Source organism: Nocardia sp. NPDC004568 (assembly GCF_040609955.1).
GTDB lineage: Bacteria > Actinomycetota > Actinomycetes > Mycobacteriales > Mycobacteriaceae > Nocardia.
This window is the reverse complement of the sequence record NZ_JBEXLL010000020.1, coordinates 41690-65297: the sequence shown is the minus strand read 5'-3', so window position 1 is coordinate 65297 and position 23608 is coordinate 41690. Positions and strand designations below refer to the sequence as shown.

At 65.8% G+C, this 23608-nt stretch carries 29 protein-coding genes and 2 pseudogenes; 18 read left to right on the top strand and 13 right to left on the bottom strand.

Annotation, left to right across the window (positions count from 1 at the left end; genetic code table 11):
• Positions 1–268: 268 nt before the first annotated feature.
• The 3 genes from ABZV91_RS12370 to ABZV91_RS12360 form a co-directional block, all read right to left on the bottom strand.
• Entirely contained in the window at positions 269–1720 is a 1452-nt protein-coding gene (locus tag ABZV91_RS12370) for an amidase (RefSeq protein WP_355239508.1), read from the bottom strand.
• 384 nt (positions 1721–2104) lie between these two features.
• Entirely contained in the window at positions 2105–2668 is a 564-nt protein-coding gene (locus ABZV91_RS12365) for a DUF1707 domain-containing protein (RefSeq protein ID WP_355239505.1), read from the bottom strand.
• A complete protein-coding gene (locus tag ABZV91_RS12360; protein WP_355239502.1) occupies positions 2665–3627 on the bottom strand; it encodes an AraC family transcriptional regulator in 963 nt (320 codons plus the stop codon). The genes ABZV91_RS12365 and ABZV91_RS12360 overlap by 4 nt, the downstream gene beginning before the upstream one ends.
• Positions 3628–3713: 86 nt before the next feature.
• Here ABZV91_RS12360 and ABZV91_RS12355 point away from each other — a divergent pair, with 86 nt between their 5' ends.
• Positions 3714–4142, top strand: a complete 429-nt coding sequence (locus tag ABZV91_RS12355) for a nitroreductase family deazaflavin-dependent oxidoreductase (RefSeq protein ID WP_355239499.1) — start codon at positions 3714–3716, stop codon at positions 4140–4142.
• A 94-nt stretch (positions 4143–4236) separates the two neighbouring features.
• Here the strand turns inward: ABZV91_RS12355 and ABZV91_RS12350 are convergent, their stop codons facing one another.
• Together ABZV91_RS12350 and ABZV91_RS12345 are read right to left on the bottom strand one after the other, a co-directional pair.
• Entirely contained in the window at positions 4237–4824 is a 588-nt protein-coding gene (locus tag ABZV91_RS12350; protein ID WP_355239496.1) for a DUF3558 domain-containing protein, read from the bottom strand.
• Positions 4825–5045: 221 nt separating this feature from the next.
• Positions 5046–5477: a pyridoxamine 5'-phosphate oxidase family protein gene (locus ABZV91_RS12345; RefSeq protein WP_355239493.1), complete on the bottom strand. Its 432-nt coding sequence runs from the start codon at positions 5475–5477 to the stop codon at positions 5046–5048.
• A 306-nt stretch (positions 5478–5783) separates the two neighbouring features.
• Between ABZV91_RS12345 and ABZV91_RS12340 the strand changes: the two genes are divergently transcribed.
• From ABZV91_RS12340 to ABZV91_RS12320, 5 genes are all read left to right on the top strand, one after another.
• Positions 5784–6914: a hypothetical protein gene (locus ABZV91_RS12340; RefSeq protein ID WP_355239490.1), complete on the top strand. Its 1131-nt coding sequence runs from the start codon at positions 5784–5786 to the stop codon at positions 6912–6914.
• A gap of 33 nt (positions 6915–6947) precedes the next feature.
• Positions 6948–7688: a hypothetical protein gene (locus ABZV91_RS12335; RefSeq protein ID WP_355239487.1), complete on the top strand. Its 741-nt coding sequence runs from the start codon at positions 6948–6950 to the stop codon at positions 7686–7688.
• Between the two features lie 22 nt (positions 7689–7710).
• Positions 7711–8175, top strand: coding sequence for a hypothetical protein (locus ABZV91_RS12330; RefSeq protein ID WP_355239484.1), 465 nt, complete (start codon positions 7711–7713; stop codon positions 8173–8175).
• 337 nt (positions 8176–8512) lie between these two features.
• The gene (locus tag ABZV91_RS12325) at positions 8513–9118 is read left to right on the top strand and encodes a dihydrofolate reductase family protein (protein ID WP_355239482.1); all 606 of its coding nucleotides are present in this window, start codon (positions 8513–8515) and stop codon (positions 9116–9118) included.
• Positions 9119–9350: 232 nt separating this feature from the next.
• On the top strand, positions 9351–10832 hold the full coding sequence (locus ABZV91_RS12320) for a serine hydrolase domain-containing protein (protein ID WP_355239479.1): 1482 nt from the start codon (positions 9351–9353) through the stop codon (positions 10830–10832).
• A 166-nt stretch (positions 10833–10998) separates the two neighbouring features.
• Here the strand turns inward: ABZV91_RS12320 and ABZV91_RS12315 are convergent, their stop codons facing one another.
• Positions 10999–11388 (bottom strand): hypothetical protein, encoded by a 390-nt coding sequence (locus ABZV91_RS12315; protein ID WP_355239476.1) that lies wholly within the window; start codon positions 11386–11388, stop codon positions 10999–11001.
• 312 nt (positions 11389–11700) lie between these two features.
• Here ABZV91_RS12315 and ABZV91_RS12310 point away from each other — a divergent pair.
• The 3 genes and pseudogenes from ABZV91_RS12310 to ABZV91_RS12300 form a co-directional block, all read left to right on the top strand.
• A pseudogene (locus ABZV91_RS12310) lies at positions 11701–12123 on the top strand (dihydrofolate reductase family protein); the annotation flags it as partial.
• 64 nt (positions 12124–12187) lie between these two features.
• Positions 12188–12541, top strand: a pseudogene (locus ABZV91_RS12305) (phosphotransferase); the annotation flags it as partial.
• 92 nt (positions 12542–12633) lie between these two features.
• Complete coding sequence (locus tag ABZV91_RS12300) at positions 12634–13083, top strand: phosphotransferase (RefSeq protein WP_355239557.1); 450 nt, start codon at positions 12634–12636, stop codon at positions 13081–13083.
• Positions 13084–13111: 28 nt separating this feature from the next.
• On the opposite strand, the gene ABZV91_RS12295 is transcribed toward ABZV91_RS12300, so the two are convergent.
• On the bottom strand, positions 13112–13933 hold the full coding sequence (locus tag ABZV91_RS12295) for a CPBP family intramembrane glutamic endopeptidase (protein WP_355239473.1): 822 nt from the start codon (positions 13931–13933) through the stop codon (positions 13112–13114).
• 309 nt (positions 13934–14242) lie between these two features.
• Between ABZV91_RS12295 and arfB the strand changes: the two genes are divergently transcribed.
• From arfB to ABZV91_RS12275, 4 genes are all read left to right on the top strand, one after another.
• The gene (arfB, locus tag ABZV91_RS12290; RefSeq protein ID WP_355239470.1) at positions 14243–14671 is read left to right on the top strand and encodes an alternative ribosome rescue aminoacyl-tRNA hydrolase ArfB; all 429 of its coding nucleotides are present in this window, start codon (positions 14243–14245) and stop codon (positions 14669–14671) included.
• A 282-nt stretch (positions 14672–14953) separates the two neighbouring features.
• The gene (locus ABZV91_RS12285) at positions 14954–15319 is read left to right on the top strand and encodes a hypothetical protein (RefSeq protein WP_355239467.1); all 366 of its coding nucleotides are present in this window, start codon (positions 14954–14956) and stop codon (positions 15317–15319) included.
• Positions 15320–15666: 347 nt separating this feature from the next.
• A complete protein-coding gene (locus ABZV91_RS12280; protein WP_355239464.1) occupies positions 15667–16158 on the top strand; it encodes a hypothetical protein in 492 nt (163 codons plus the stop codon).
• Between the two features lie 75 nt (positions 16159–16233).
• Entirely contained in the window at positions 16234–16680 is a 447-nt protein-coding gene (locus ABZV91_RS12275; RefSeq protein ID WP_355239462.1) for a hypothetical protein, read from the top strand.
• 6 nt (positions 16681–16686) lie between these two features.
• Here ABZV91_RS12275 and ABZV91_RS12270 read toward each other — a convergent pair whose 3' ends face one another.
• Both ABZV91_RS12270 and ABZV91_RS12265 read right to left on the bottom strand, forming a co-directional pair.
• Complete coding sequence (locus tag ABZV91_RS12270; RefSeq protein WP_355239459.1) at positions 16687–17220, bottom strand: NUDIX domain-containing protein; 534 nt, start codon at positions 17218–17220, stop codon at positions 16687–16689.
• A gap of 159 nt (positions 17221–17379) precedes the next feature.
• Positions 17380–17682 (bottom strand): hypothetical protein, encoded by a 303-nt coding sequence (locus tag ABZV91_RS12265; RefSeq protein ID WP_355239456.1) that lies wholly within the window; start codon positions 17680–17682, stop codon positions 17380–17382.
• A 359-nt stretch (positions 17683–18041) separates the two neighbouring features.
• On the opposite strand from ABZV91_RS12265, the gene ABZV91_RS12260 reads away from it, so the two are divergent.
• Positions 18042–18329: a helix-turn-helix domain-containing protein gene (locus tag ABZV91_RS12260; protein WP_355239453.1), complete on the top strand. Its 288-nt coding sequence runs from the start codon at positions 18042–18044 to the stop codon at positions 18327–18329.
• A gap of 53 nt (positions 18330–18382) precedes the next feature.
• Here the strand turns inward: ABZV91_RS12260 and ABZV91_RS12255 are convergent, their stop codons facing one another.
• Together ABZV91_RS12255 and ABZV91_RS12250 are read right to left on the bottom strand one after the other, a co-directional pair.
• A complete protein-coding gene (locus ABZV91_RS12255) occupies positions 18383–18799 on the bottom strand; it encodes a hypothetical protein (protein ID WP_355239450.1) in 417 nt (138 codons plus the stop codon).
• Positions 18800–19196: 397 nt separating this feature from the next.
• A complete protein-coding gene (locus ABZV91_RS12250) occupies positions 19197–19997 on the bottom strand; it encodes a helix-turn-helix transcriptional regulator (protein WP_355239447.1) in 801 nt (266 codons plus the stop codon).
• A 142-nt stretch (positions 19998–20139) separates the two neighbouring features.
• Between ABZV91_RS12250 and ABZV91_RS12245 the strand changes: the two genes are divergently transcribed.
• Both ABZV91_RS12245 and ABZV91_RS12240 read left to right on the top strand, forming a co-directional pair.
• On the top strand, positions 20140–20508 hold the full coding sequence (locus tag ABZV91_RS12245; RefSeq protein WP_355239445.1) for a type II toxin-antitoxin system RelE/ParE family toxin: 369 nt from the start codon (positions 20140–20142) through the stop codon (positions 20506–20508).
• Positions 20505–20825 (top strand): helix-turn-helix domain-containing protein, encoded by a 321-nt coding sequence (locus ABZV91_RS12240; RefSeq protein ID WP_033247721.1) that lies wholly within the window; start codon positions 20505–20507, stop codon positions 20823–20825. The genes ABZV91_RS12245 and ABZV91_RS12240 overlap by 4 nt, the downstream gene beginning before the upstream one ends.
• A gap of 153 nt (positions 20826–20978) precedes the next feature.
• On the opposite strand, the gene ABZV91_RS12235 is transcribed toward ABZV91_RS12240, so the two are convergent.
• Positions 20979–21281 carry a hypothetical protein gene (locus tag ABZV91_RS12235; RefSeq protein WP_355239442.1) on the bottom strand — a complete coding sequence of 101 codons (303 nt, stop codon included), beginning with the start codon at positions 21279–21281 and terminating at the stop codon, positions 20979–20981.
• On the bottom strand, positions 21278–21457 hold the full coding sequence (locus ABZV91_RS12230; protein WP_355239440.1) for a hypothetical protein: 180 nt from the start codon (positions 21455–21457) through the stop codon (positions 21278–21280). The genes ABZV91_RS12235 and ABZV91_RS12230 overlap by 4 nt, the downstream gene beginning before the upstream one ends.
• Before the next feature lie 207 nt (positions 21458–21664).
• Here ABZV91_RS12230 and ABZV91_RS12225 point away from each other — a divergent pair, with 207 nt between their 5' ends.
• Positions 21665–22960: a helix-turn-helix domain-containing protein gene (locus ABZV91_RS12225; protein WP_355239437.1), complete on the top strand. Its 1296-nt coding sequence runs from the start codon at positions 21665–21667 to the stop codon at positions 22958–22960.
• Entirely contained in the window at positions 22953–23498 is a 546-nt protein-coding gene (locus tag ABZV91_RS12220) for a GNAT family N-acetyltransferase (protein ID WP_355239434.1), read from the top strand. The genes ABZV91_RS12225 and ABZV91_RS12220 overlap by 8 nt, the downstream gene beginning before the upstream one ends.
• Positions 23499–23608: the final 110 nt, after the last annotated feature.

The following is a 23608-nucleotide window of genomic DNA, read 5'->3' as shown; positions in this document are numbered from 1 at the left end:
CGGCGGTTACCCGGTCGAGGAAAGATAGGCGTGATGTGGTGGTCGGACGTGGTAGACGATGACACCGCAGAAGTTCCTGCCCCCTCCCTCAGATCGCTACAGCTCGGTCGATGTCACGAGCTCATCGGCGCGCGAACGAGACTCGCCGAGCCAGAGTATTCCAGACTGGTACAGGTTGCAGTTCGACGGAACAACCTTGCACGCGTTGGGGTCCCGTAGTTTCACCGACTCCGGTCGTCGGATGGATCGAGGTAGTTCGAGACCCGCTCTACTTCGGTGACAGGAATCCGCCGATCTTCTGCTCGAGCAGTTCGGCCAACCGCAGCGGGGTGCGGTCCTCGAACATCGGACCGATGAGCTGCACTCCCACCGGCAGGCCAGCGGGGGACCGGCCCGCGGGTATCGCGGTGGCGGGCAGGCCGGGCATGGTGGCCGTGCCGGCCCAGACGAGCTGGTCGAAGTACGGGTACTCGACGCCGTCGATATCGATGCGCCGGTCCTCCAGATCTCCGGTGTGGTCGTGCGGAAAGGCGGGAGTGGGCGTGATGGGGCAGACCACGGCGTCGAACTCGGCGAACAACCGCCGCCAGCCGTGACGGTGGAGCTCGCGACGGTTGTTCGCCTCGACCCAGTCGCGGTGGCCGAGCACCATGCCGCGCAACCGCGCCGCATCGAGACTCCGGTCGTCCGTGTTCAGGGCGGCGGCGCGGGTCCGCAGCTGTTCGTATACCTCGGCGGGAAGGCTCGCGGCGGCGTTCGACATCATCAGCAGCATGTAGATCGTCGCCGCTTCGGTCGGATCGGGCAGCAGCGGACTGCGCCGTTCGACGTGGGCGCCCTCGTCGACGAGCGCTTCGGCGACCCGGTTCACCCCCGCCCGAACCGCCGACCCGGTCGGAATGAGCGGATGGTCCTCGAGGACCAGGACCCGGAAGTCCGACAGCCGCTTGTGGCGCGCGGGCGGCAGCGCGACGTGGTAGGCGACGCCGTGGGTCAGCGGGTCCGGTCCGGCCATCACGTCCAGCAGCAGCGTGAGGTCGCGGGCGGTGCGCGCCATGGGGCCGACGACAGCGAGGTCGAGGTCGATCGGCAAGGCCGGCGCGGGCGGCGCGACCATACCGCGGGTCGGCGCGAGCCCGAGTGTCGGCTTGTGTGCGTAGATGCCGCAGAAATGCGCGGGGGTGCGCAGCGAACCGGCGAGGTCGGAGCCGATGGACAGCGCGCCGAATCCGGCCGCCAGGGCCGCCGCCGAACCGCCGGACGATCCACCCGACGTGCGGCCGTGATCCCACGGATTACTGGTGGTGCCGTAGATCTCGTTGAAGCTCTGGATATCTCGGAGCATCACCGGCACATTGGTCTTACCGAGAACCACCGCACCGGCCGCTTTCAACCGCGACACCTGTACCGCGTCCTCGGCCGGTACGTGTTTCGCGTGCTGCGGCATGCCCCAGGTCGTGGGCAGCCCGGCCATATCGTAGGACTCCTTGACCGTCACCGGAATGCCGAGCAGCGGCCGATCCTCGCCGCGGGCACGCGCCTGGTCGGCCTCGTGTGCGGCGACCCGCGCGTGGTCGAAATCCCGCACACAGATCGCGTTGATCGCGCTGTCGTCCCGCTCGATACGGGCGATCGCCTCCTCGGTCAGTTCCACCGATGTCACTTCACCGGCATGCAATGCGGCCGCGATTTCTTCCGCGGAATGAAAACTCCGATTCATGGAATCCGACGGTATTGGTCTGCCGGAGAGGGCATAAAATGCCGCTTCGCACAATGGAGAGTCGAGCGGATTACATGCACCGGTGAGGTCATTCCCCAGTTCTGCCGTCGAGAACGTCTCGCCCCAGCTCACAGCGTCGGCAGCGGGCCGACTCCCTGAGCACAGGGCATGAGAATGCCATGCCGCGCAACGGGACGGATGTCTCAATTCTCCTCGTGTCGATGATTACCTCAGCGCGTCGGTCGGAGGCCCACCGGTGATGTTTCGGTCACCGGCCCGCGCAATGCCGGCGGGGTCGACCGCTGTTCCATACCGGGCCCGGTCCCCGAGTCCACTCAGCCGATCTGCTGTCGGCCGGCGGCCGCGACCACCGCCGGCCCTTCCTCAGGGGAACGGCCACCACCAGCGCCGGCGACGGGGGTGACGGACAGTGATTCGGGCGTGTTCGATGCGACCGCTGATCCGGAGCCGGGGCATCCCGGCTACCGGTGGAACTACGTCGTTCTTGATGCGGCCCCATTCGGTGACCACCTCGTCGAGGTCCACGATCCAGCCCTGGGGCACGACGAACTCGACGCCGCCGTGTGCGGAGTCCACCTCGACCGAGATCTCCCGCGACCGCAGCACCGCGGTAGTGAAATCGAGTACCACTCTGCCGTGTTCGGAGTGCACCACGATCCGCGGTGGCACCAACCAGGCGCCCTGCCGTGCGAGTTTGCTGCCCTTGGAGCGCAGTACCAGGCGGTCCGCCGTACTCCCGTGCGCGACAGGCGACAGGTCGGCGGTGAGCACTTCGAGTTCCGGTCGGGTTCTGCTGGAGTACACGGCGGCGAGTCGCTCGTCCAATTCGGTGAGATCCAGCCGTCCGTCGGCGTGTGCCTGCTGGATGAGCGCGGCGGCGTTATCGCGCTCGCTGTCGGTGGCGCGCGCCGGGGAGGACCGCCTCATCCGGTGGCCGCCCCACGAGGACGTGTCCGGACGTGCTCGGTCGCCCGTACCGCGCTACGAAACTGCCCCGGAGCCTGCGAGCGCGCCCGGCGAAATGCTCGACTGAACGCGTAGACCGAGGTGTAGCCGACCGAGCGGGCGATGGCATCGAGGGAGTCGTCGCTGTCCCGCAGCCGGATCGCGGCCAGATCCATCCGCCATCGCGTCAGGTATTCGGCCGGCGCGGTACCGGTCACGGCACGGAACCGCCGTGTCAGCGTGCTACGTGAGAGCGTCAGTTCCGCGGCGAGTGAGTCGATGGTCCATGCCCGGGCCGGCTCCTGATGGAGTTTGGCGAGCGCGTCGTTGACCACCGGGTCGGCCAGCACGCCCAGCCAGGAGTCGCGCGCCTCGTCCGGGCTTTTCGCCGACCAGACCCGTAGCAACTGCACCAACAGGATGTCGACCAGACGGTTGAGGACGAACGCGGTCGCGATCTGCGGATAGGCCAACTCCCGCGACAGCAGCCGGACGGTGTCATCGAGACAGTTGCCGCCGTGGTCGGCCCTGATGTGCAGAACCTGGGGTAATGAGGTCATCACCTGCGTCGACACCGTGCGGTCGTATTCGTAACTCGCGCCGAGGATATGCGTCTGCACCACACCGGTGCCCAACCGCAACACACTGCCGTTCGCCATGGCCGCGTCGCCACCGCACCCGCCGCACGGGGCCAACGGCACGCCGGGCGCACTGCTCAACGCGTGCGCTGCCCCGCTCGGCAACAGCACCACATCGCCGGGCATGAGTTGCTGCGCCTCCTCCCCGGGCAGGCACAACCAGGCGGTGCCCGAGGCGACGGCATAGAACGCGGCGTCGCAGCGCGCGTCCCACGAGATCCCCCAGGTGCCGCCCGCCTCGATGCGCGCACCCGCGGTACCGCGGACACCGCCGACCGCGAGTACATCGGCAAGAATGTCCATATGATCGATGATAGTGCGACAAACAGATATGTTTCTGGTCGATTCGGCTATCGATCAACTCGCTCGACACCGCATAGGGTCGAACCATGGCAGACGTGGACGAGATCATCGAGATGAACACCCAGGTCATCACCGAATTCCGGGAGAAAGGCGGCACCGTCGGCGGCATGTTCGAGGGTTTTCCGCTGATCCTCGTGCATCACAAAGGCGCGAAATCGGGCGTCGAACGCATCGCGCCTCTGGTCCCCTACACAGAGGGTGACCGGATCTTCGTCTTCGCGAGCCTGGGCGGCAGCCCGAAGCACCCGGCCTGGTACCACAACCTGGTGGCCAACCCGGACACCACCGTCGAGTACGGCACGGAGACGTTCCCGGTCACCGCTCGGGTGCTGCCCAGGGCCGAGCGCGACGAGATCTACGCCAAACAGGTCGCTGTGCAGCCCCAGTTCGGTGAGTACCAGCGCAAGACCGACCGGGTCATCCCCGTCGTCGAGTTGCGGCGGACGGGCCACTGACGCGACTCGTATTCCGTTCGCTTCGTCGTTGCCTTCCCGCCGACCGAGTTATCGGCTCATTCGGGTGGTCGACGAATGAAGCCCTATTCGGTGCCTAGCGATTCGGCCAGTATCTTTGTAGTCCGGTGGATCTCGTCGCAGGGCGCACGCGCGTGGACGGGCCTGCGGGCAGCGCCATGATGCCGACCCGGAATATCCCGTCGGTCGATGCGACGGCCGCCGAGCACGAGCCGGTATTCGCGGGAGTCCGGTACAGTAGGGCCTCGCGTCCACCGATCGGGTCCGAGCCGAAAACCTCGTGACCGGAGTTCTTCCGGATATCGTCGAGAGTCGGATCGCTCGATGTCACCGACACCGCGCCGGTGGGGTACTTCTCGCCGTCGACCAGGGTTTCGCGCCAGAACTGGCAGCCGATCTCGGTGAAGACGCCGACGCCTTCGGTGGTAGCTCTTTTGCGGGTCCCGGGGTCGAATCCGGCTCTGATCACCAGGTCGTCGCCCACACTCACACACGGGTCGAACCGGACCGGCTTCGCGCCGGGCTGCACCGGCGCCGGTGGGACGCTCACCTGCACGGAGACGGTTGCTCCAGTGGACGCTGTCGGCGAGGCGGTCACCCCCGAGACCCCCACCGTCGCCTCCTGGTCGGCGGAACCACCGGAACACGCCGTCAGTGTCAGCACAGTCGCCACCAGACAGCCGACAGCCGAAACCGTCCTCAGTTCCATACTCCGTGCCAGTCGGAGGCGAGTACTCGAGGTCTGAGGCAGACCTGTTGCCGTTGCAGCCGGGCGTAGTGCGGTCGGCATGACCTGGCCGGCGAGGCAGTAGTTCCGCCGGCGGGTATCGGTGGTCATCTTCCGCAGATGCCGACCGATCCCGCGGCGTGAGCCGGCAATACCGGTCAGAAGTCGCTCGAGTAGTCCTGGCTGATCCAGCGATCGGGGCGGATGGTGAACAGGACGGATTGGCTGCCGTCCATCTTGTCGGCGAATTCGCGTCCACCCTCGGGACCGAGATAGCGGACGGCGATGTCTTCCCGCGCCGCATGAGGTGACGGGGTCTCGGCACCGACGACGGTGCCCTCGACGATGACGTACTGATACGGGAGCTCTTCGCGCTGGACGACCAAGGTCACTACACCGGCCTCCTGGATGAGCCTGGCCTTACGCCGGTTCGCGCCGGTATTGACCCTGATGTCACCGCCCGGGACGTAGTCGTACCAGATCGGGACCGAGGCAGGCGGCCGTCCATCGGTCGCCGCGACCGACAGCACCGCGATGTGCTTGCCCGCGAGGAATTCTTGGCGTTCGGCTTCGGTGAAAGGTTTCGGCATACAGCATGTAACCGGCCGGTCGATGGCTCTCTTCCCGTATGGCCCATCGGTGCGGCCCCTCCCCCTGCTTTGCCGGCTCGACCGTCGTTCTCGTCACGATGGCGTTTACGAGCGGCACGGACAGATCGCCGGTCAGAAAGTCGCGCTGCGCCGTTCCCTTCTCCTGTAGGCGAGGTATCCTCGGCTCCAGGCTCGAACGGGGGATTCGATGTATATGTGCAGCAGCATGTCCCGCATGTCATACGGCTGTTCCGGTCGAAGGCGATGGGTCTGCATCAGTTCGTGTGAAAGTACGGGGGACACATTGTGACCGATGTGACGGTCGATCCGGCAGCCCTCGCCGGGTTCGAATTGGATCTCACCGATATGGGAGCGAACCTCGTCTCGAACGCTTCCCGGTTTCTCCCCGGGACGGCCCTTCCAGTCGGAGCGACGGGACTGATGGCTACGCTGACGCCGTCATTCGAGAAGTTCCAGGCAGCGATCTCTACTGCCCAGCAAACAGACTCGACCACCATCGAGACGTTCCGAACGAACCTTTCTGCGACAATGGCCTCTTATCGGGCGACAGATGGTGCCACGGCGAACGCGGTCTCCACCGCATCGAATGGTCTCCTCGGCGGTTCGGGCGCCGCCGACCCGGTCGGTGCGGGGCAGGAAGTCAACAGATTCAGTGGCCTGCAACTGCCCAGCTTTCCAGACGTTCCGGAGATGGAGTACGCCGTCCGCCACGTGCTGACCGCGGCGATCGATCAGATACAGGTCTACGACGACGACTTCGCCGCGGCGATCGGGCTGAAACCGGTCGCGGACTACCTTGTACCGCTGGCTGCGGACTGGGAGGCTTTACAAGCCATCGGCCAGCGGATCGGCCGGCTCGGTATCAACGACTATGTCACCTCGGAGAACCTGGTCAACGGCACGAGATGGTTACAGAGCAGTTGGACCGGTGAGGCCGCGCAGTCGTTCGGCACCGGCACCGGCACCGCGGCGCGGACGATGGCCGACCGAAGTATCGATCTCGATGCCGTCGCGAAGATCGTCGAGAACGGCGGGCTCGTACTGACCCGGCTGGTCTACAACCAGGCGGTCGGCTTGAGCGATCTGGTGCTGAAGTCGATCAGCCACCAAGAGGCGTCGTTTCCGCTCGGTGTGTGGGCGTCACTGATCAACAATCCGATGCCGGAATCGCTGAGGACAGAGATCCGGTCGGCGCTCGACGGATTGCGAAGCGCTGCCGAATCCCGGCATACGACCATCACAACGATGCTGGAGAAGATCTCCGCCGCCGTGGACTACGCCCCTGAGCGGAAGGCTCCGGTATACAGCCCGGACGATTTCGAGGTGCCGGAGAAAATCGTGGTCGACCCGGGTGTCGCGAAATATGGGTTCGGTGACAACGTGTGGTGGGAGGAAAGTAATGCATCCGCAGGTTGAGCACCTGGTGGTAGGGATGGGGGCGGTGTTCTGATGGCGCCGGAGATCCCCGGAATGCCGACGCCGTTGCCGCCGACAGATCCCGGGCAGGGGGCACATGGGTCGCAGCCCTGGTACAGCCGGGCGGACGACGCCGCATTCGCGAAGGTCGCCCTCGGAGGAGCAGTAGCGGCAGATGCCGCGGGATGGACGAACGCGGCACGGCACCTCCGCCACTACCTGGGCAACAGCGGCAAAGATCTGACGATCAGCCCGGACGAGATGATGACCGACGATCCCATCATGAAGCGACGCGTCGACAGTTTCGTCACCCTCACTGTGCAGCAAATCGCTTTCGATCCCGCGAACCACGGAAGAACCGTCACATTCCAACAGCCGTGGACCGAGGACCACACCTTCGATCAGGACACGCAGGGGGACTGGTACTTCGCGGTGAACGCAGTGCACTTCACCGCGAGTGGCGTGGTCACGGTCCGGGCCCCGGAAACCGACGGCGGGCAGCCCTCCGTCGTGGTCGACTACAAGTGCTATGTCTTCGATCGCTACAACTGGGACAGCTCCGGGCCCAGCCCGAAAGGCGTCGAACTGCTCGGCTTCGACATCAGTGACAAGCGGATGGGCGGCTTGCACACGGCGGGCTACGCCAAGGAATTCAATATGTTCGGAACTTCGTCGGTCCAACACTACGAGGGGGTTGTACCCACCCATGGCGCTATCGATTTTCCGGACCCACCGGACAGCAGGAAGGGCGACCGCACCGATCCGACCCGATGACAGCGGGTCGCCGAGGGTCCGGGTGTCGCTGCGCGTCCTGTTCGTCGGTCTACTCATGTTCGTTTCGCTGGCCGGCGTGGGATGCGCCGAGTCCGTTGACCGTGCGGCGGATACCGAAACCGGAACCGGCCCGGACCTGATCCGTGAGGCGACCGAATACGGCGATTGGACTCTTCCGGCGAACGGGAAGGTTCTGCTGGTGAAGAAGGAAGCCGGTCGCGAGCCCCGGTTCCGTCTGGCCGTCGAGATGTCGCCGCCGGATCTGGTGTGGATGCTGGAGGAGTCCCGTTACTCCACTCCTCTCGGGCCCGGACACGCGTTGTCCATTTCGACGATCGCCGGTCCTGATCCGAACTCTTCGCCGAAGCTTCTCTACGCTCGCGACAACATCACGTCTCCGTCGGGGAACCTCGTTTTCCGTAAGGTACTGGTCGATGAGCGTGACGCGCAGACTCGTATCGTCCATCTCGAGTTCTTGAACATCTGAACTACGGGATCCGCCGCCGGGCACGGCTCGGGGTTGCCGTCTTCTCGATGCGCGCCCCGAGCGCGTCCAGTTCGCCGAGAACCAGGACACCAAAACTGCCGGCGCATATGGAGGAGGTTCGCGGCGCCGAGTGGCCAGTAACTGCTGCCGCCGATCCAGTTCTGCATGTCGCGGACACAGCCGGTCGGCATGGATAGCCCCTCGACGTGAGGAAGCCATGCCGCCGTAGTTCGGCTCGCTCGTGAGCGCAGGTGTTCTCGTTACCCAACAGCGCGGCCGATGAGTTTGTGACACCCGGCCGGTCCAAGCTCGTGACACCTCAGGAAAGGACATCGCCATGTCGGAGCTTCTCGTCGACTTCATCACCTCTCTCGACGGCTACGCATCGGGAGAGGGATGGCCCGGGTTCTGGGGCCTGGAGGGCCCGGAGTACCTCGCGTGGCTCGGCGAGCAGCCCGAGGTCACCTACCTGATGGGAGCGAACACCTACCGCCTGATGTCGGGCTTCGCCGCCGGCGAGGTCCCGGAGGGCCAAGACGAGTTCCGGCCCGAAGAAGAGGCGTCGGTCGATGAGCTCACGCAAGCATCCAAGGTGGTGTTCTCCTCTTCGCTCGAGGAGCCACTGACGTGGGCCAACTCCACGCTGGTCCGCGACGACGCCGTCGAGGCGGTCCGCGCCATGAAGTCGAGTGGTTCGGGGCTCCTCAGCACGATCGGCAGTCTCGGCCTGTGCCGATCCCTGCTGCGGGCCGGACTCGTCGACCGCTTCCGGGTCGTGATGTTCCCGGTGATCACTGGGGCCACGGGTGCAGAACGTATCTACGACGGCTATCCGGACGTGGCTCTCGAGATGATCGAGCACCGCACCTTCGACGGCCGCATCCAGCTGGTCGAGTACAGGCCCCGCGTGCTCGAGCACCCGCCGCTCGGCGCCCCCGCGTGACGTCGCTCCTGTCTGCCGGTCCCGGCCGGTTCCGCAGGTGCGCCATCATCGGACGACGCGCCCGCGTTGGCAATGCCCTCATCGCTCTCGCCGACGCCGCCATCGGCCGGTGTGTCCGGATCGTTGAGCAATCCGAACGCCCGCCGTCGGGTCGGAGTCGGCGGTCTACGGCAGTTTCGTCCCGAGTTCGGGCTTGACCTTGCCCCTGGGACAAGGTTCGAGCATGGTGGGCATGAACGAGAAAACGAAGCCGGTGTCCGACACGGTTACTTGGGATGACAAGGGCGACTGGACGGCGAAAGGTGTCTGGGGAAGGGCCGATTCACAGGGCGGCGGCTTCTCCGTCGACCGCTGGCAGAAACGCCTGGACGATCTGCGCGCGGCGCATCATGTGCCCGGCGCGCAGCTGGCGGTGCTGGTCGACGGTGAAGTCTACGAACTGGCCAGCGGTGTGCTGCACCGCGGTACCGGAGTCGAGGTCACCACCGACTCGGTGTTCCTGTCCGGCTCGATCGCCCAGGTCTACACCGCGACTCTGATTCTGCAGCTGGTGGGCGAGGGCCTGTTGGACCTGGACGCGCGAGTGGTCGACGTGCTGCCCGAGTTCGGAACGCCGGACCCGGAGGCGACACGGGTCATCACCGTGCGTCAGCTGCTCAGCCATACCGGCGGCCTGACCAACGATTTCAACCGCGACACCGGGCGCGGCGACGACTGCCTCGAGAAATTCGTCGCCGCGGCGGGCGAGGTGGCGCTGGACTGCCCGCCCGGCAATGCTCTGTCCTACGCGGGCGTCGGCTACGTCGTGCTCGCCCGCATCGTCGAGGTATTGCGCGGTATGTCCTGGGATCAGGCGATCCGCGATCACCTGGCCACCCCGCTCGGCCTCGAGCGCCTGATGACTCTGCCCGAGGAAGCGCTGAGTTTCCGTGTCGCCATGTCGCATCTGGGAGAGCCGGGCGCCTATCCGGATCCGGCGCCGGCCTGGGATCTCATGCCGCGGTCGGTGGGCCCGGCCGGGCGGGTGATCACGTCCGCGGGCGATATGGTCCGGTTCGCGAAGATGCATCTCGACGGCGGAGTCGCGGCGGACGGCACTCGCGTGCTGGCCGCCGACGCGGTGACCGCTATGCAGCGCCACGAGATCGACACGCCCGACAAGTGGAGCGTCTTCTCCGATGCCTGGGGGCTGGGCTGGACGCTCTACGACTGGGACGGAATCCGCGGCTACGGCCATGACGGTGCGGCCGTGGGCCAGTACGCGTACCTGCGGGTGGTTCCCGACGCGGGGGTCGTGGTCGCGCTGATGACCAACGGCGGCAGCGCCCGCCAGCTCTACGGCGACGTGTACCGGGAACTGCTGGCCGAGCTCGCCGGCGTGCGGATGCCCGAGCCGTTCGCACCGGCGGATCCGCCCATCGAGGTGGACATCACACCGTTCCTGGGCACCTACAAGCGAGAAGGCGTCGTCATCACGGTCAGCCGCGACGACGACGGAAACGCCCACATGCGTTACGCATTCGTCGACGATATGGCGGACCTGTCCCCGCCGCTGGAAATGGACCTGCTCCCATACTCCGAGAACATCTTCGCCGCCTCCGGCGCCGGGCCCTCCTTCGCCGAAGGCTACATGCCCATCGTCTTCGCCACCCTCAACGACGGCACCGAATGCTGCTACGCCGGCATGCGCGCTGCCCCGAGGGTCCTACCGTGATATTCCGGCGGTAGGTCGCCGGCTATGGAGCCGATGGGCTCGCCCGGCCGGTCCCGATGCGTTCGGTGCCCAAGGCGCCGCACGCGCCGGACCGCGGTGATGGTTCAGGGCCACCGAATGGCCGCCGCGCACGCCGAAAGCCCCTGCATCCTCGGACATTGCGCGGCTACGTCCGTACTCCGGCGCGGCGCATCAGGTCGAGCGCTGATTCCGGAAACAGCGCACGCGGCAACACGAACATATCGTCATGGCTGCCCGTGTTCAGATAGACAACATGCCGGAATCGGCTGACGCGTTCGATCCGACTGTACGACAGGGAATCCGGAATACCGTGAACACGTGGAGGTAGCTTCAGATCGACCGCCTCGTAGCCGAATTCGGCGGAGAGAACCGTACCGCGCTTGGTGTATTCGCTCACGAACGGGAAGCGGCCGATCAGCAACCTCCAGACGACCAGAGCGAGTACGAGGCTCAATGCGAACCCCGCACCCAAGGCGAACGCGAGCGGGACATCACGAATGGTCGACTCGTCGTCTCTGACGAACTTGTAGCCCACCGCCAGAACCCCGGTGCCGGCGATAGGTAGCCACAGAGCAGGCTTCCGACACATCATCAGCGTGGCAATGCGGCTGACTCTGCGCCGGGTCCACCTGCCACAGGTGAATGTGACGTGCAGCGGAACGTCTCCTGAATGTCCGGCTCGGTGTGCGTCCGGATGGCTCATGTTCACAGCCGTCTTCCCCCGATGGTCGACGTGCGAGATCCTGTCTCGTCGAAGACATCCGACGATACGTATCGGAGCATTCGGCTGCAAGCCTTATATTCGGGGTCTATGCACGGCGAATACACTCGTGGAGCGGCCGGTGTGGTCCCGGAGGGCCAAGACGAGTTCAGGTCGGAGGAAGAGGCGTCCGTCGATGAGCTCACGCAAGCGTCCAAGGTGGTGTTCTCCTCCTCGCTGGAGGAGCCGTTGACGTGGGCCGACTCCACGCTGGTCCGGGACGACGCCGTCGAGGTGGTCGGTGCCATGAAGTCGAGTGGTTCGGGGCTGCTCAGCACGATCGGCAGTCTCGGCCTGTGCCGGTCCCTGCTGCGAGCCGGACTCGTCGACCGCTTCCGAGTGGTGATGTTCCCGGTGATCACCGGGGCGACCGGCGAGGAACGCATCTACGACGGCTATCCGGACGTCGCTCTCGATATGATCGAGCACCGCACCTTCGACGGCGGCATCCAGCTGGTCGAGTACCGGCCCCGCGTGCTCGAGCACCCGCCGCTCGGCAGCCCCGCGTGACGACTCCTGTCCGCCGGTCCGGCCCACACTCACGTTGCATGCTGCCTCGGTACAGTGACTTCGTATGACCGGGACCGAGCTGGAGATCACCACGGACCTGGTCCGCGACCTGCTGCGTGAGCAGCATTCCGACCTCGCGGGCCTGACCATCCGCGAGGTGTCGGGTGGCTGGGGCAACCAGATGTGGCGTCTCGGGGACGAGTTGGCCGTACGTATGCAGCGCATGGACCTCACCCCGGACCTGCAGCTGAAGGAGCGGCGGTGGCTACCCGCGCTGGCCCCGCACCTGCCGCTGCCGGTGCCGATCCCGGTGCGATTCGGTGAACCGTCCGAGCGTTTCCCCAAGCACTGGACCGTGATGACGTGGGTTCCCGGCGAGCCGCTCGACCACGCCACGATCAGCCGCGGCGCCCATGCGGCCGATACGCTGGCAGCATTCCTCCGGGCGCTGCACGTTCCCGCACCCGCCGAGGCGCCGATCGCCACCGACCGCGGCGCCCATCCCGGTGACTGCCAGATGGCTTCGAAGCCTTCCTCCGAGCCGTCGACCCTGCCGACCGCGCCGCCGACATCCGGGCGGTCTGGGACGATGCCGTCGCCGCCGGCGGGTGGGAGGGCCCGCCGGTGTGGGTGCACGGCGACCTCCATCCCGCGAACGTCGTCGTCTCGGACGGAACGCTCTCGGGCATAGTCGACTTCGGTGACCTGTTCGCCGGTGACCCGGCGTGGGATCTCGCCGCCGCCTGGGTCCTGCTGCCCGCGGACATGGCCGCACGGTTCTTCGACAGCTACGCGCTCGCGGACGAGGCGGCGATCCGGCGGGCCCGCGGACTGGCGGCCATGAAGAGTTTGTTCCTGATGCTCATGGGGCAGAACGGAGATCGGGGCCTTCCGGGCGGAAAACCGCACTGGGGACCGGTAGGCCGAGCGGCACTCGAGCGTGTTCTGAAGGGCCTGTGACACACGACGAGGTCCGGAGGTGAACCGGTCAGCGCAGGGTGACGAGCTTCGCCCTGCGGAGGAGCCACACCGCCGGGACCAGGCAGGACAGCAGCGCGAAGAGGCTCGCTTCCGGACCGAACGTCCCACCGGTGAGTACCTCCGGTCCGGTAAGGACGGTGCGCAGCAGGCCGGGTTCGCCGTCGGCGCCGGATACCGCAGTGCCGAACACGCCGGACTCGGTGAAGTTCCAGGCGAAATGCAGGCCGATCGGCAGCCACAGCGACCGCGTGGCGGTATAGGCAATGGCCGGCAGCGCGCCGCCTTCGACCGCGATGGCCAGGGCGCCCCATAGCGTGGCGTTGCTGTTGACCGAGTGCGTCAGACCGAAGATCAGGGACGAGACCGCGATCGCGACGATACTGCCGGTCCGCTCCTCCAGGATGCGGTGCACCACGCCACGGAACAGCAGTTCCTCGGTGACCGCCACCGAGGCCATCGCGCCGGCCACGCCCAGGCAGGCCCCGAACGAGCCACCGGTGATGTCGGCGTCGGTGAACAGGACCGCGAGCAGCATCGTCGCGAGGAAAGCCCCGGCGCCGATGAGAGCGCCACGCCCGAGCCCGCTCCACCGCCCCGCGGCGGCCAGCTCGGTGACCGCCGGCCGGTTCTCGACACGCCGGGACAGCCATGTGTAGGCGAAGATCGCCCCGGCGGCCGCGCCGATCCCGAAGGAGAAACGCAGCACAGGCACACTCGAAACGAGCGCGTCCAGACCCCGGGCGGCGATGAGCAACACGACCGTTCCGACGAGCAGAATCGGCACCCGCAACCGCTGCATCGGCAGTTTCCGCTCGGTGGGGGCGGTCATCGAAAGTCCTCTCGCCGTTGTGCAGTACGGCGAGACTATGAACGAGCCGAGCCGCGTCGCATCACTCCACGGGAGACCGCCCGGTAGTACTCGAGGGGGACACCGTACTGTCCGCTCGCTCTTCGGTCAGGCCCTCGAGGCGAGGCTTCGCGAGGCGTGCGAGTCCGGCGTCGGCGACATCGGCGAGAACGCGACGACCGCGTGCTGCCTGTCACCCGTACACAAGGTCGTCACTATCGTGAACGAGAGAGTCCACCATTCAGCCACTCGGGATAGTGGCCTCGCGAATCGGAAAGACGGCATCGGATCATGGCAGAAGACCTGACCGTGACTCGGACGCTGGTGATACCCGCCGCCGAGTTACGCGAGCGGTTCTCACGCTCGTCCGGCCCGGGCGGGCAGCACGTCAACACCACCGACAGCCGGGTCGAGCTGTCGTTCGACCTCGCCAACTCGCCCTCCGTGCCGGAGTCGCTGCGCACCCGGATGCTCGACCGCCTGGCGACCCGCCTGGTCGACGGCGTGCTCACGATCGCCGCTTCGGAGCACCGCGCACAGCTGCAGAACCGCGCAGCCGCCCGCGAACGCCTGGCCGCGTTACTGCGCGACGCCGCTGCCGCTCCGCCGCCCGTTCGCCGCGCCACCAAGCCCTCGCGCGGCGCGAAGGAGCGTCGCATCGCCGCGAAGAAGCGGCGCGGCGTCACCAAGCGAAACCGCCGCGCCTTTCCCGACGACTAGCAACACTTCGGCTCGACCCGACCCTGCGAGGTGCCGGCGGCCGATTCGAGAATCGGACGGCAACTCCTCCGAGCCGACGACATGGGGGAGGCCGGAAACCGGGTCTACCTGCGCAGGACGGGCAGGCGGGTAGGCCGGATCATCGGCGAGCACGGTTTCTGGCCCGCTCCGACCCAGATCTCGAAAGCGAGCATTGCACCGGCCGATACGACATCATGGTCGCAGATCTGACTACTCAGGTCGCACACTGCGTTTTTCGACTGATCAGGGATCTGCGTGCATATGTTGAAGATATCGACCCGCACCATGCTCGGCAGCGTCATTGCCGTGCAACTCATTGTCGGTTCAGTGGGCGTCGCGGCGGCCGAGCCCGCCCCGGCGCCCGCGCCGGTCGCGCCGGTGCAAGCACCCGATGCCCCGGGGTCCGGGGCGGTGGCGCCCATCGCGGCGTGCATGGCGCCCGGCGACTCCATCGAACTCCGGGCCGGCCTGGGCGCCCTGCTCGGGACCGGGAGCGGCGCGATCGCAGGGCTGCCCCTCGCCTTTGTCGGGGCCATCCCGCTGGGGATCATCGGCGGCGTGATCGGCGCCATGGTCGGCTCGACCACCTACGCGCAGGACGCCTGGCGGGCTCCGAAGGGCTGCTGATCGGACGGGGCCGCGGGGTCAGCCCTTGACGGGGTAGGTGGCGTCGAGCCATTCGGTGAACGAAGGTCCGCCGATCCGGGCGTGCGCCCGGCCACCGACCCGCGGTCCTCCGGCAGCGCCCGATACACACCGGCTACGGTCGCGGCGCGGACGATCTCGCCGCGGTCGATCATCCGCACCGCTTCGTCGAGCGGAACCCACCGGATCATTTCGGCCTCGTTGGGTGAACCCCAGCCCGAGCCGGATGGAAAATCGACATCTCTGGGGGAAGAGTTGTCGCCGCACCCGCATTGATGGAGCGAGAAATCCGGCTGCAGTCCGCCGGGCCGCTCTGGCAGCATGGCCGGATGCCGGATCTGCTGTGGAGCGAGGTCGAGAACTTCTTCGACCCCAACCGGATGGGCCGGCTGCCGGATCTGTGGGTGCCGGACGCCTCGGTCGAGGACTGGCAGGCGGTGTTCGATCTGATCCGGTCCAATGGGTGGGCATGGGAGTACGAGGTAGACGGGACCACACGACCGCTACCGGCTGCGGCGGAGGTGCTGCCACGCCCTGCCGAAGCGGAGCCTGTTCTGCTGCGGGTCAGGCCCGTCCCGGGCGTGCAGGTGAATTTTTGGCCGATGTCCGCCACAGAGCTCGATTTCGACGTCGACCTTCGCGAGCTGCAAGGTCAGGCGGGAGTGGACACCCTGTGCGACTTCATGCGTGCGATCGGCCGTCGACTGGGCAAGCCGGTGTTCATGTGCGCCGAAGGGCAATACGGTTATCCACACCTCGGGTTCGACCCGGCAGCCGACCGTGTCGTGCTGCTGGCAGATCCAGAGGACTCAGGACCCTGACGGCTGTTCTCCCCTCGGAGGCGCCCGCTGGTCAACGGACGGGAGTGAACTATGCGGGTCGCTGTGACCGGGCACATGAACATCACCGAGGAGACCGCGGTGTTGGTGCGTGCGGAAATTGCTCGTCGCCTCGCCGAGTTTCCCGATCTGGTGGGGGTGAGCTGTATCGCGCGAGGAGCCGATTCAATATTCGCGCAAGCGGTGCTCGACGCCGATGGCCGGCTCGAGGTGGTGTTGCCCTCCCGCAATTACCGTGCAGCCAAGGTGAAGCCCGATCACGCTCCCGTATTCGATGAGCTGGTCGCGCGAGCGTCCGAGGTTCGGGTGATGGGCTTCGAGGAGGCCGGCCGGGAGGCGTATGAGGCGGCGAACGAGGCACTGCTCGAGTCGGCCGACCGGCTGGTCGCGGTATGGGACGGAAAAGGCGGCGAGGCCGGCGGCACCGGCAGCGTGGTGAAGCTGGCACGGGAGCGCGGGGTGGCCGTGGACGTGGTGTGGCCTGAGGGCGCCGCACGTGCTTGACCACTGCTAATACAGGGTGAGCGCGCGGTATATGCCGACCACGGTCGCGGCGCCGATGATCTCGCCGCAGTCGATCATCTGCATCGCTTCGTCGAGCGGTACCCAGCGGATCGTCTCGGCCTCGTTGACGTCCGGTCGGGTATCGGTGAGGTCGGCGCCGCGGGAGAGGTAGACCTCCTGTGGATGATCGAGGGTGCCGACTGCGGGCTGATAGGTCACTAGATGCTGCATCGTGTGTGGGCGCCAGCCGGTCTCTTCTTCGACCTCTCGGGCTGCCGCGGCGGCGACGTCTTCGGCGTGGTCGACGTAGCCACCGGGCAGCTCCCACACCCACTGGTCGATGACCCACCGATGCCGGTACATCAGCAGTACTTCGCGGTTGTCGTCGAGTACCAGCGTCATCGCGCATCGCGGCATTCGGGCGACATACTGGGTGAACTCCACCCCATCCGGGAGACGGATATCCGCTGTCGACAACCGGATGTGCCGGTTCTCGTCGACCAAGCGCTCACCGAGGATCGTCCACTGGGTATCGCTCACACCCCTGACGGTAGTGGGGCCGACTCTGCACCCGGTATGCATTCGACGGAGCTGTCGGGGCGGTTCAGTATGCCGATCATCAGGGCCACCAGATCGTCGCCGCGATCACCAGCAGCGGTAGCCCGACCGCGATCACGTAACCGGCCGCTACGAGGTCGATCATGGTTTCGCCGGCACGGACGACCAGCGTGCGAAGCTGAGCCGCGGCACCACGGTCTCCACGTCGGCGAGGTCCATTACCGCGTTGAGTTCGATCGGGCCGAGGTGGTCGGGTGCCGGCAGGATCACCAGGTCGGCCCCGGCGTTGCGTACGTGGTCGACCACCCGTAGTACCGACCGTTCGCTGGGCCATACGAGGTGGTACCCGAGTTTGTCGGCGAGGCGCTGTATCCGGTCGCGATCGTGTTCGGGTGCGCGGCTGATGTCGTGGTCGATCCAGCCGAGCGCAATCGAATGGCTCATGGCGTGACGTCGGTGTCGGCGGCCGACCCTGCGACACCAAGGGGGGTTCGGAGTTTGGTCGCGACTCGCTCCAATACCACCGGGTCGGTGCAGTATTGGTCGCGCCACAGCCGGATCGTCGCTTCCATCGCTCGGTTCCGTGCCGGTCGCTTGGGCAGAGGTGGTCTATCGCGCACAGTGCCTCCTGGTCGGGTGTCATGGCATGCACCCGGCGCCGGGGAATTCCGCAGTCAGTGGCGACGTAATGTGCCGTCCAACAGCCGGTTCGACCCGGCGCCGGGGCCGGCTCAAGCGTCATCGACCGGCGATCGCCATCCCAGGGACAGCAGTGATAAAGAACCGTTACCCTTCCGCTAGGTATGCACGAACAGGGGGCGCTGATGATCGTGGAGCTTTGGACAAGAGTTGAGGTACGGGCGCTGCGTGACGCCGCCCTACGGATGACGCAGGAGCAGTTCGCAGAAGAAATCGGTTGGTCCGTCGCGACCGTGCGAAAATGGGAGCGCACTACCAAATTACGGCCGGTGCGTGCGCAGCGAGCCGCCGACTTGGACAGCTGGCTCGCCAGGCTCAGTCCGGAGCAGATGCGTCGCTTCGCTCGTCGTTTCCACCGCGTCGGCTGCAGCACCGCAACACTCGCCGCTTGATGCCAGCCAGCGGCGCCGTTCCCACATTCGAAATCGTACGGGGGTCGAATGCCCTAATCGGACATCTGGAGCAGCGCGGGGTATCCATCGGCCGTGATTCGAACACTGCTGGAGTGTTCACCAGGCTGAAGGAGATCAGGAATGATGTAGGTTGCCCGAGCAACCTCGCCGTTCTTGAGGAAGACGAGGATATTGCCTTGTTGCATGAACGTCTCGTCCATGTCGATTTTCCCCCCGACCTCGCGCTCGATGTAGTCGCGGGAGACAGGCTGGTGCGACACATGAACGGAGTCCCAGTCGCCGCCGGTCAGCTCGTGCAGGCTGACCGATCCACCGTTCTGGCGCAGTTCGGCGAGTTCGGCCGAAAGGGCTTGATCTTTTTCCAAAGTAACGACTCCGTGGTCAGAACATGCGGTCAGCGACATCACAGCGCACACCAGCACCGCGAGCAGGACCTTCTCAGCTGTCATAGGTGCCTTAACTTTCGCCGTCGCTTCCCGGGATGTATCCGCCCGAGGTGAACTCCGTATCGGTCGGTGGAGGTTTGGTGCCGCCCGTTGCTGGTGGCCTGTCAGCGCGTCCGGTCATGCCATCACCTGATATCAGCGGGCGGCCGAATCCGGCCACACAGATGCGATGCACAACCTGGCGATTCGCCTCCGTCTCCGGGGGACAGAGCGACGAAGCTGTCGGCTGGTGGCGCAGCGCCGGGCACAAGCGTGTTCAGCGCGTCAACGTCAAACCACGTGGCCTGGTCTCCAGGACGCAGGCCCGGTGAGAATCTGCGAGTACACCTTTGCACGTGGCCATTCCTGCCTCGGCTTGCGCTGTGCTGCTCATGCTTGCCGAACCTGCTCCGCGCGTGGATTACTCCTCCTCGGGCTGATCTTTGCCAGTGTGGAACTGCCCTTCGCTCCAGCGATCGAAGTGGTAGGTGTGGCCGGGCGTCAATGCCCAGCCCGAGGTGAACAGGTAGAACTCGACGTCGAGATCATCGAGTATGTCGCCCAGCCATTCGCGCCATTCGGTCCCACCTTCGAACTCGGGGTAGAGGTCGTCGAATAGTTCGGCTTGGCTGAGAATGAGGTACAGAGCCAACTCCTCCAGCACCGTGTGCGCGACCAAGTGGCCGGCGGAGAAACGCGCGCGAAGCGTATTTACTGCGGCCTGCAGAGCGTAGACGAGTTCGTAGTCGTATCGGGGCACGAACTGAGGCGGAAGATGGCCATCGAGCCACGATGTCGAGAGCTGGCCCAAATGTGCTCCCCGGGGTTGCTCGGCCAGTTTCGCAAGGTCATCGCGGACCTGGTCGCTGAGCACATCGCTTCCCACCGCGAATGTCACCGCGCATTCCTGCCCGAACTTCTCTTCCAATACGGCAGACCACGCGCGGTGATCTCGATCGACTGTGCCGAGGAAGTCTTCGTCATCGGACTTCTGATAGTCCTGCTCTGCCTCAGGGAGCCGGCTCCATCCCAACGCCTTGCAAATGCCCCGAACCTTGTCCGCTCGAATTGCTCCCCCGGACTCGTAGCGACTCCACGACTTCGTACCGATAGCGGCTTTGGCTGCGGCTTCTTCGATGCTGAGGTCGAGGGCTAATCGTCGATCCCGGATTGCTGATCCGAGCTCGAGGCTGCGTTCTTCGTGCGCGGGGGCATCGGACACTCCTAGTGGCCGGTCAGTACCGGGTACGTACCCTACCTGGTGCCGCGAGAATAGAGAAGGCGGATGTCGACGGTGGGCCGGCGTCGCGGTTCTTCACGCTATGGCCAGCGAGCTGGACTATAGGATTTGCTATAGTCCAGTGGTGGGTCAATGGGAGATCTACCAGACCGATGAAGTGGCCGCGTGGATGATCAATCTGCGGGGCTCCGACCCCGGAGCTGCTGAACGGGTCGAGGCGGCCGTTGATGTGCTCGCTGAGTACGGGCCGACGCTGGGGCGACCCCTGGTCGACACGCTGACCGGTTCGCAACTTGCGAACTTGAAGGAGTTACGGCCAAGGCAGACGATGATCCGTGTGCTGTTCGCGTTCGACCCATGGCGTTCGGCGATCCTGTTGACCGGCGGCGACAAGACCGGGCACTGGAAGAGCTGGTATGAGCAGGCGATTCCTCGCGCAGAAGAGCTGTACCGGGTGTATCTGAAGGAACGGGCAGAGGAGGAAGGGCGATGAGTAGCTTCTCCAAATGGGATCGTGAAGGCTATCGCCGCCGCGTGGGTGAGGAGGAGGCCGCGCGCCGTCGTCGGTCGATCATGGCCGAGCAGTGGGGCTACCAGCTTGCCGAGGAGCGGAAGCGGCTGGGATTCACGCAGGCGGGTTTGGCCGAGATCATGGGAGTCAGCCCCGGGCGGGTGTCGCAGATCGAGCATGGCGAGGTCGCGACGGTCGAAGCTCTCGCCGCGTATGTTTCCGCGTTGGGCGGGAAGCTGGAACTGCTGGCGGACATCGGTGGACATCTGTTGAAGATGCCGACCGACCCCGCGGCGTGAGGTGACTGTTTCCGACAGCGGGCTGCACCGTTGCACGAGTGATACTGCCGGTGGCCCATTCACGATGTGACGATCAGGGCCACCAAATCGCTGCCGCGATCACCAGCAGCGGTAGGCCGATCGCGGTGGCGAAGCCGACCACTACCAGGGCGCTCATGGTGTGCCCTGCGTGGAGGTCCAGCGTGGGAAGCTGAGACGCGGTAGCACGGTCTCCACATCGCAGACGTCCAGTACGGCGTCGAGTTCGTGCGGGCCGAGGTGGTCGGGTGCCGGCAGGATCACCAGGTCGGCGCCGACGTTGCGTGCCTGGTCGGCCACGCGTAGCACCGAGTGTTCGCCGGGCCATACGAGGTGGTAGCCGAGTCGGTCGGCGAGGCGGTGTACGCGGTCGCGGTCGGTCTCGGGTGCTCGGCTGATGTCGTGGTTGATCCAGCCGAACGCGATCGAGTGGCTCATGGCGCGATATCGGCGTCGGTGGCGGGTTCCGGGACATCGTGAGTGGCGCGGAGCCCGGCCGCCACTCGTTCCAACGTTGCTATATCGATGCGGTATTGGTCGCGCAACAGCCGGACGGTCGCTTCCATTGCCCGGTTTCGCGCCGGTCGCTTGGGCAGAGGTGGTCGTTCGCGCACAGTGCCTCCTGGGTGGGGTGTCATGGCGTGCACCCGGCGCCGAGGATTTCCGTGGTCGGCGGCCTTGTAAGGTGCTGGCCGGCCTGGTGGTTCGACCCGGCGCCGGGGCTGGTTCAAGCCTCATCGACCGGTGTTCGCGGTCCCAGGGACAGCAGTCATAGAGAACCGCTACGCTTCCGCTAAGTCCGCAGCGACAGGGGGTTTCGCGTGATCGTGGAGGTTTGGACAAGGGTCGAGGTGCGGGCGCTGCGTGACGCGGCGTTGCGGATGACGCAGGAGCAGTTCGCCGAACAGATCGGGTGGTCCGTTGCGACCGTGCGAAAATGGGAACGTGCCACCGAATCGCGGCCGGTGCGCGGGCAACGTGCTGCCGACCTCGATAGTTGGCTCGCCAAGCTGAGCCCGGAGGCGATGCGCCGATTTGCGCTCGCTGTATCGTCCGCGCGGCCATCAGCGCAAGGACATCCAACCCCTGGAAGTATTGACGATGAGGCAGACGTGAACCGCCGCGAATTCGGTAAAGCCGCAGCGCTTACCGCCGCGACATTGCCGACGGTCAGCCACTCCCGGATCGGTATGGCCGACGTCGAACGTCTGAACGCATTCACGGCGGAACTGGAAGCCGCCGATCAGGCTGTCGGTGGAGCGGGCCTACTGTCCTCCGCCGTTGACACGTTGGAACGTAGCCAAAGCTTGCTGCACAGCAGCGTGTTCGACGCTGCAACAGGCCGGGCGTGGATGTCCGCCGTAGGGGCGCTGGCCGTGGAAACCGGGTGGCTCGCATACGACGCGGATCGAGTTCAATTGGCGCGGAGGTGCTACTCCGATGCGCTCTCGCTGGCGTCCATGGCCGAAGACGACGATCTGGCTGTTCACGCCTGTATGAATGCTGCGCTGCAATCCATCAGCTTGGCACGCAGCGGTCATGCGTCACCTTCCTACGCACTCGCGCTGATACGACGGGCTGCGGACCTGGTAAGGAGGCGACCCGCAGGACGGATACACGCGCTGATCGCAGCCCGCGAAGCCGCGGCGTACGGCACAGCCGGTGATCGGCGAAGTGTGGAGCGAGCCATGTCAGCGGCATGGCGGGAAATGGACAATGCAGCCGAGCACGAGCCGGTGGGCGAGTGCCCCCCATGGCTGCGGTTCGTCGACCATTCCGAAATTCGATTCCATGAGGCGCGGGCCTGCACTGACACCGGCAACCACAGCCGAGCACTCGTTCTGCACGAGGTTGTGGCGGGCGAGCCGGCAAGCGCTGGCAATTCCGTGCACGCGTCGGCCTGGTGGTCGGCGGCGCTCGCCCGTACCGGCGACACGAGGTCAGCGATCGAAGCGGGAGCACCGGTGCTTGATGCGCTGGAAGGGTGGCTTGCATCGCCGCGGGCACTCAGAGCGCTGGAACCGGTGCGACGGCTGGCCGTCACTGTTTCCGAAGGTGAGAATTTCCGAACTCGGTTCGATGCACTCGCCACCACGAAAGGATCTTCGATTGATTGAATTCCGCCGTTTCGATCACATCGGTGCGCGCGAAATACACGGCACCGTCCAGGACGTGTATGCGCGCGCCTACGCGGAGGCCATCGCGACCCGCGATCCCTTCGAGTCGCTGGAGGCGTCAATGAATCGGTTCGACGCCTACCTCCGTGCGCCGGGCTTCGACCTGGTGGTGCTGTACTTGGACGGAGAACCGACAGGACAGGCATGGGGGTGGCCACTCGGCAAGGACACTGCTGGCTGGGATGGCTTGCAGCTCGATGAAGATGATCCGGAGTTCACCCGCGAGAACGGGACTCGGACATTTGGGCTCTCGGAGATCATGGTGGTCCCTGAGCACACTGGCCGGGGCTACGCCGGGGCGCTGCATGATGAACTGCTGGGTGCTCGGCAAGAGCAGCGGGCGACGCTGTTGGTGGATCCACGCAATGAACATGCGTACGAGCGGTATCGGCGTTGGGGCTGGTACAAGGTCGGCGTCCAGCGGCCTGATTGGGAGGGAGCGCCCATATTCGATGTATTGCTCCTACCTCTGTTGTAACTAGGGTGCGACGAGCCGGCCATATGGTTAGGAATTCGTGCTGTATTAAATGGGTGCGATCAAGTCGGAATGATCAGGCGCAGAATTTAGGCACAGAAAATTCGGGGCGC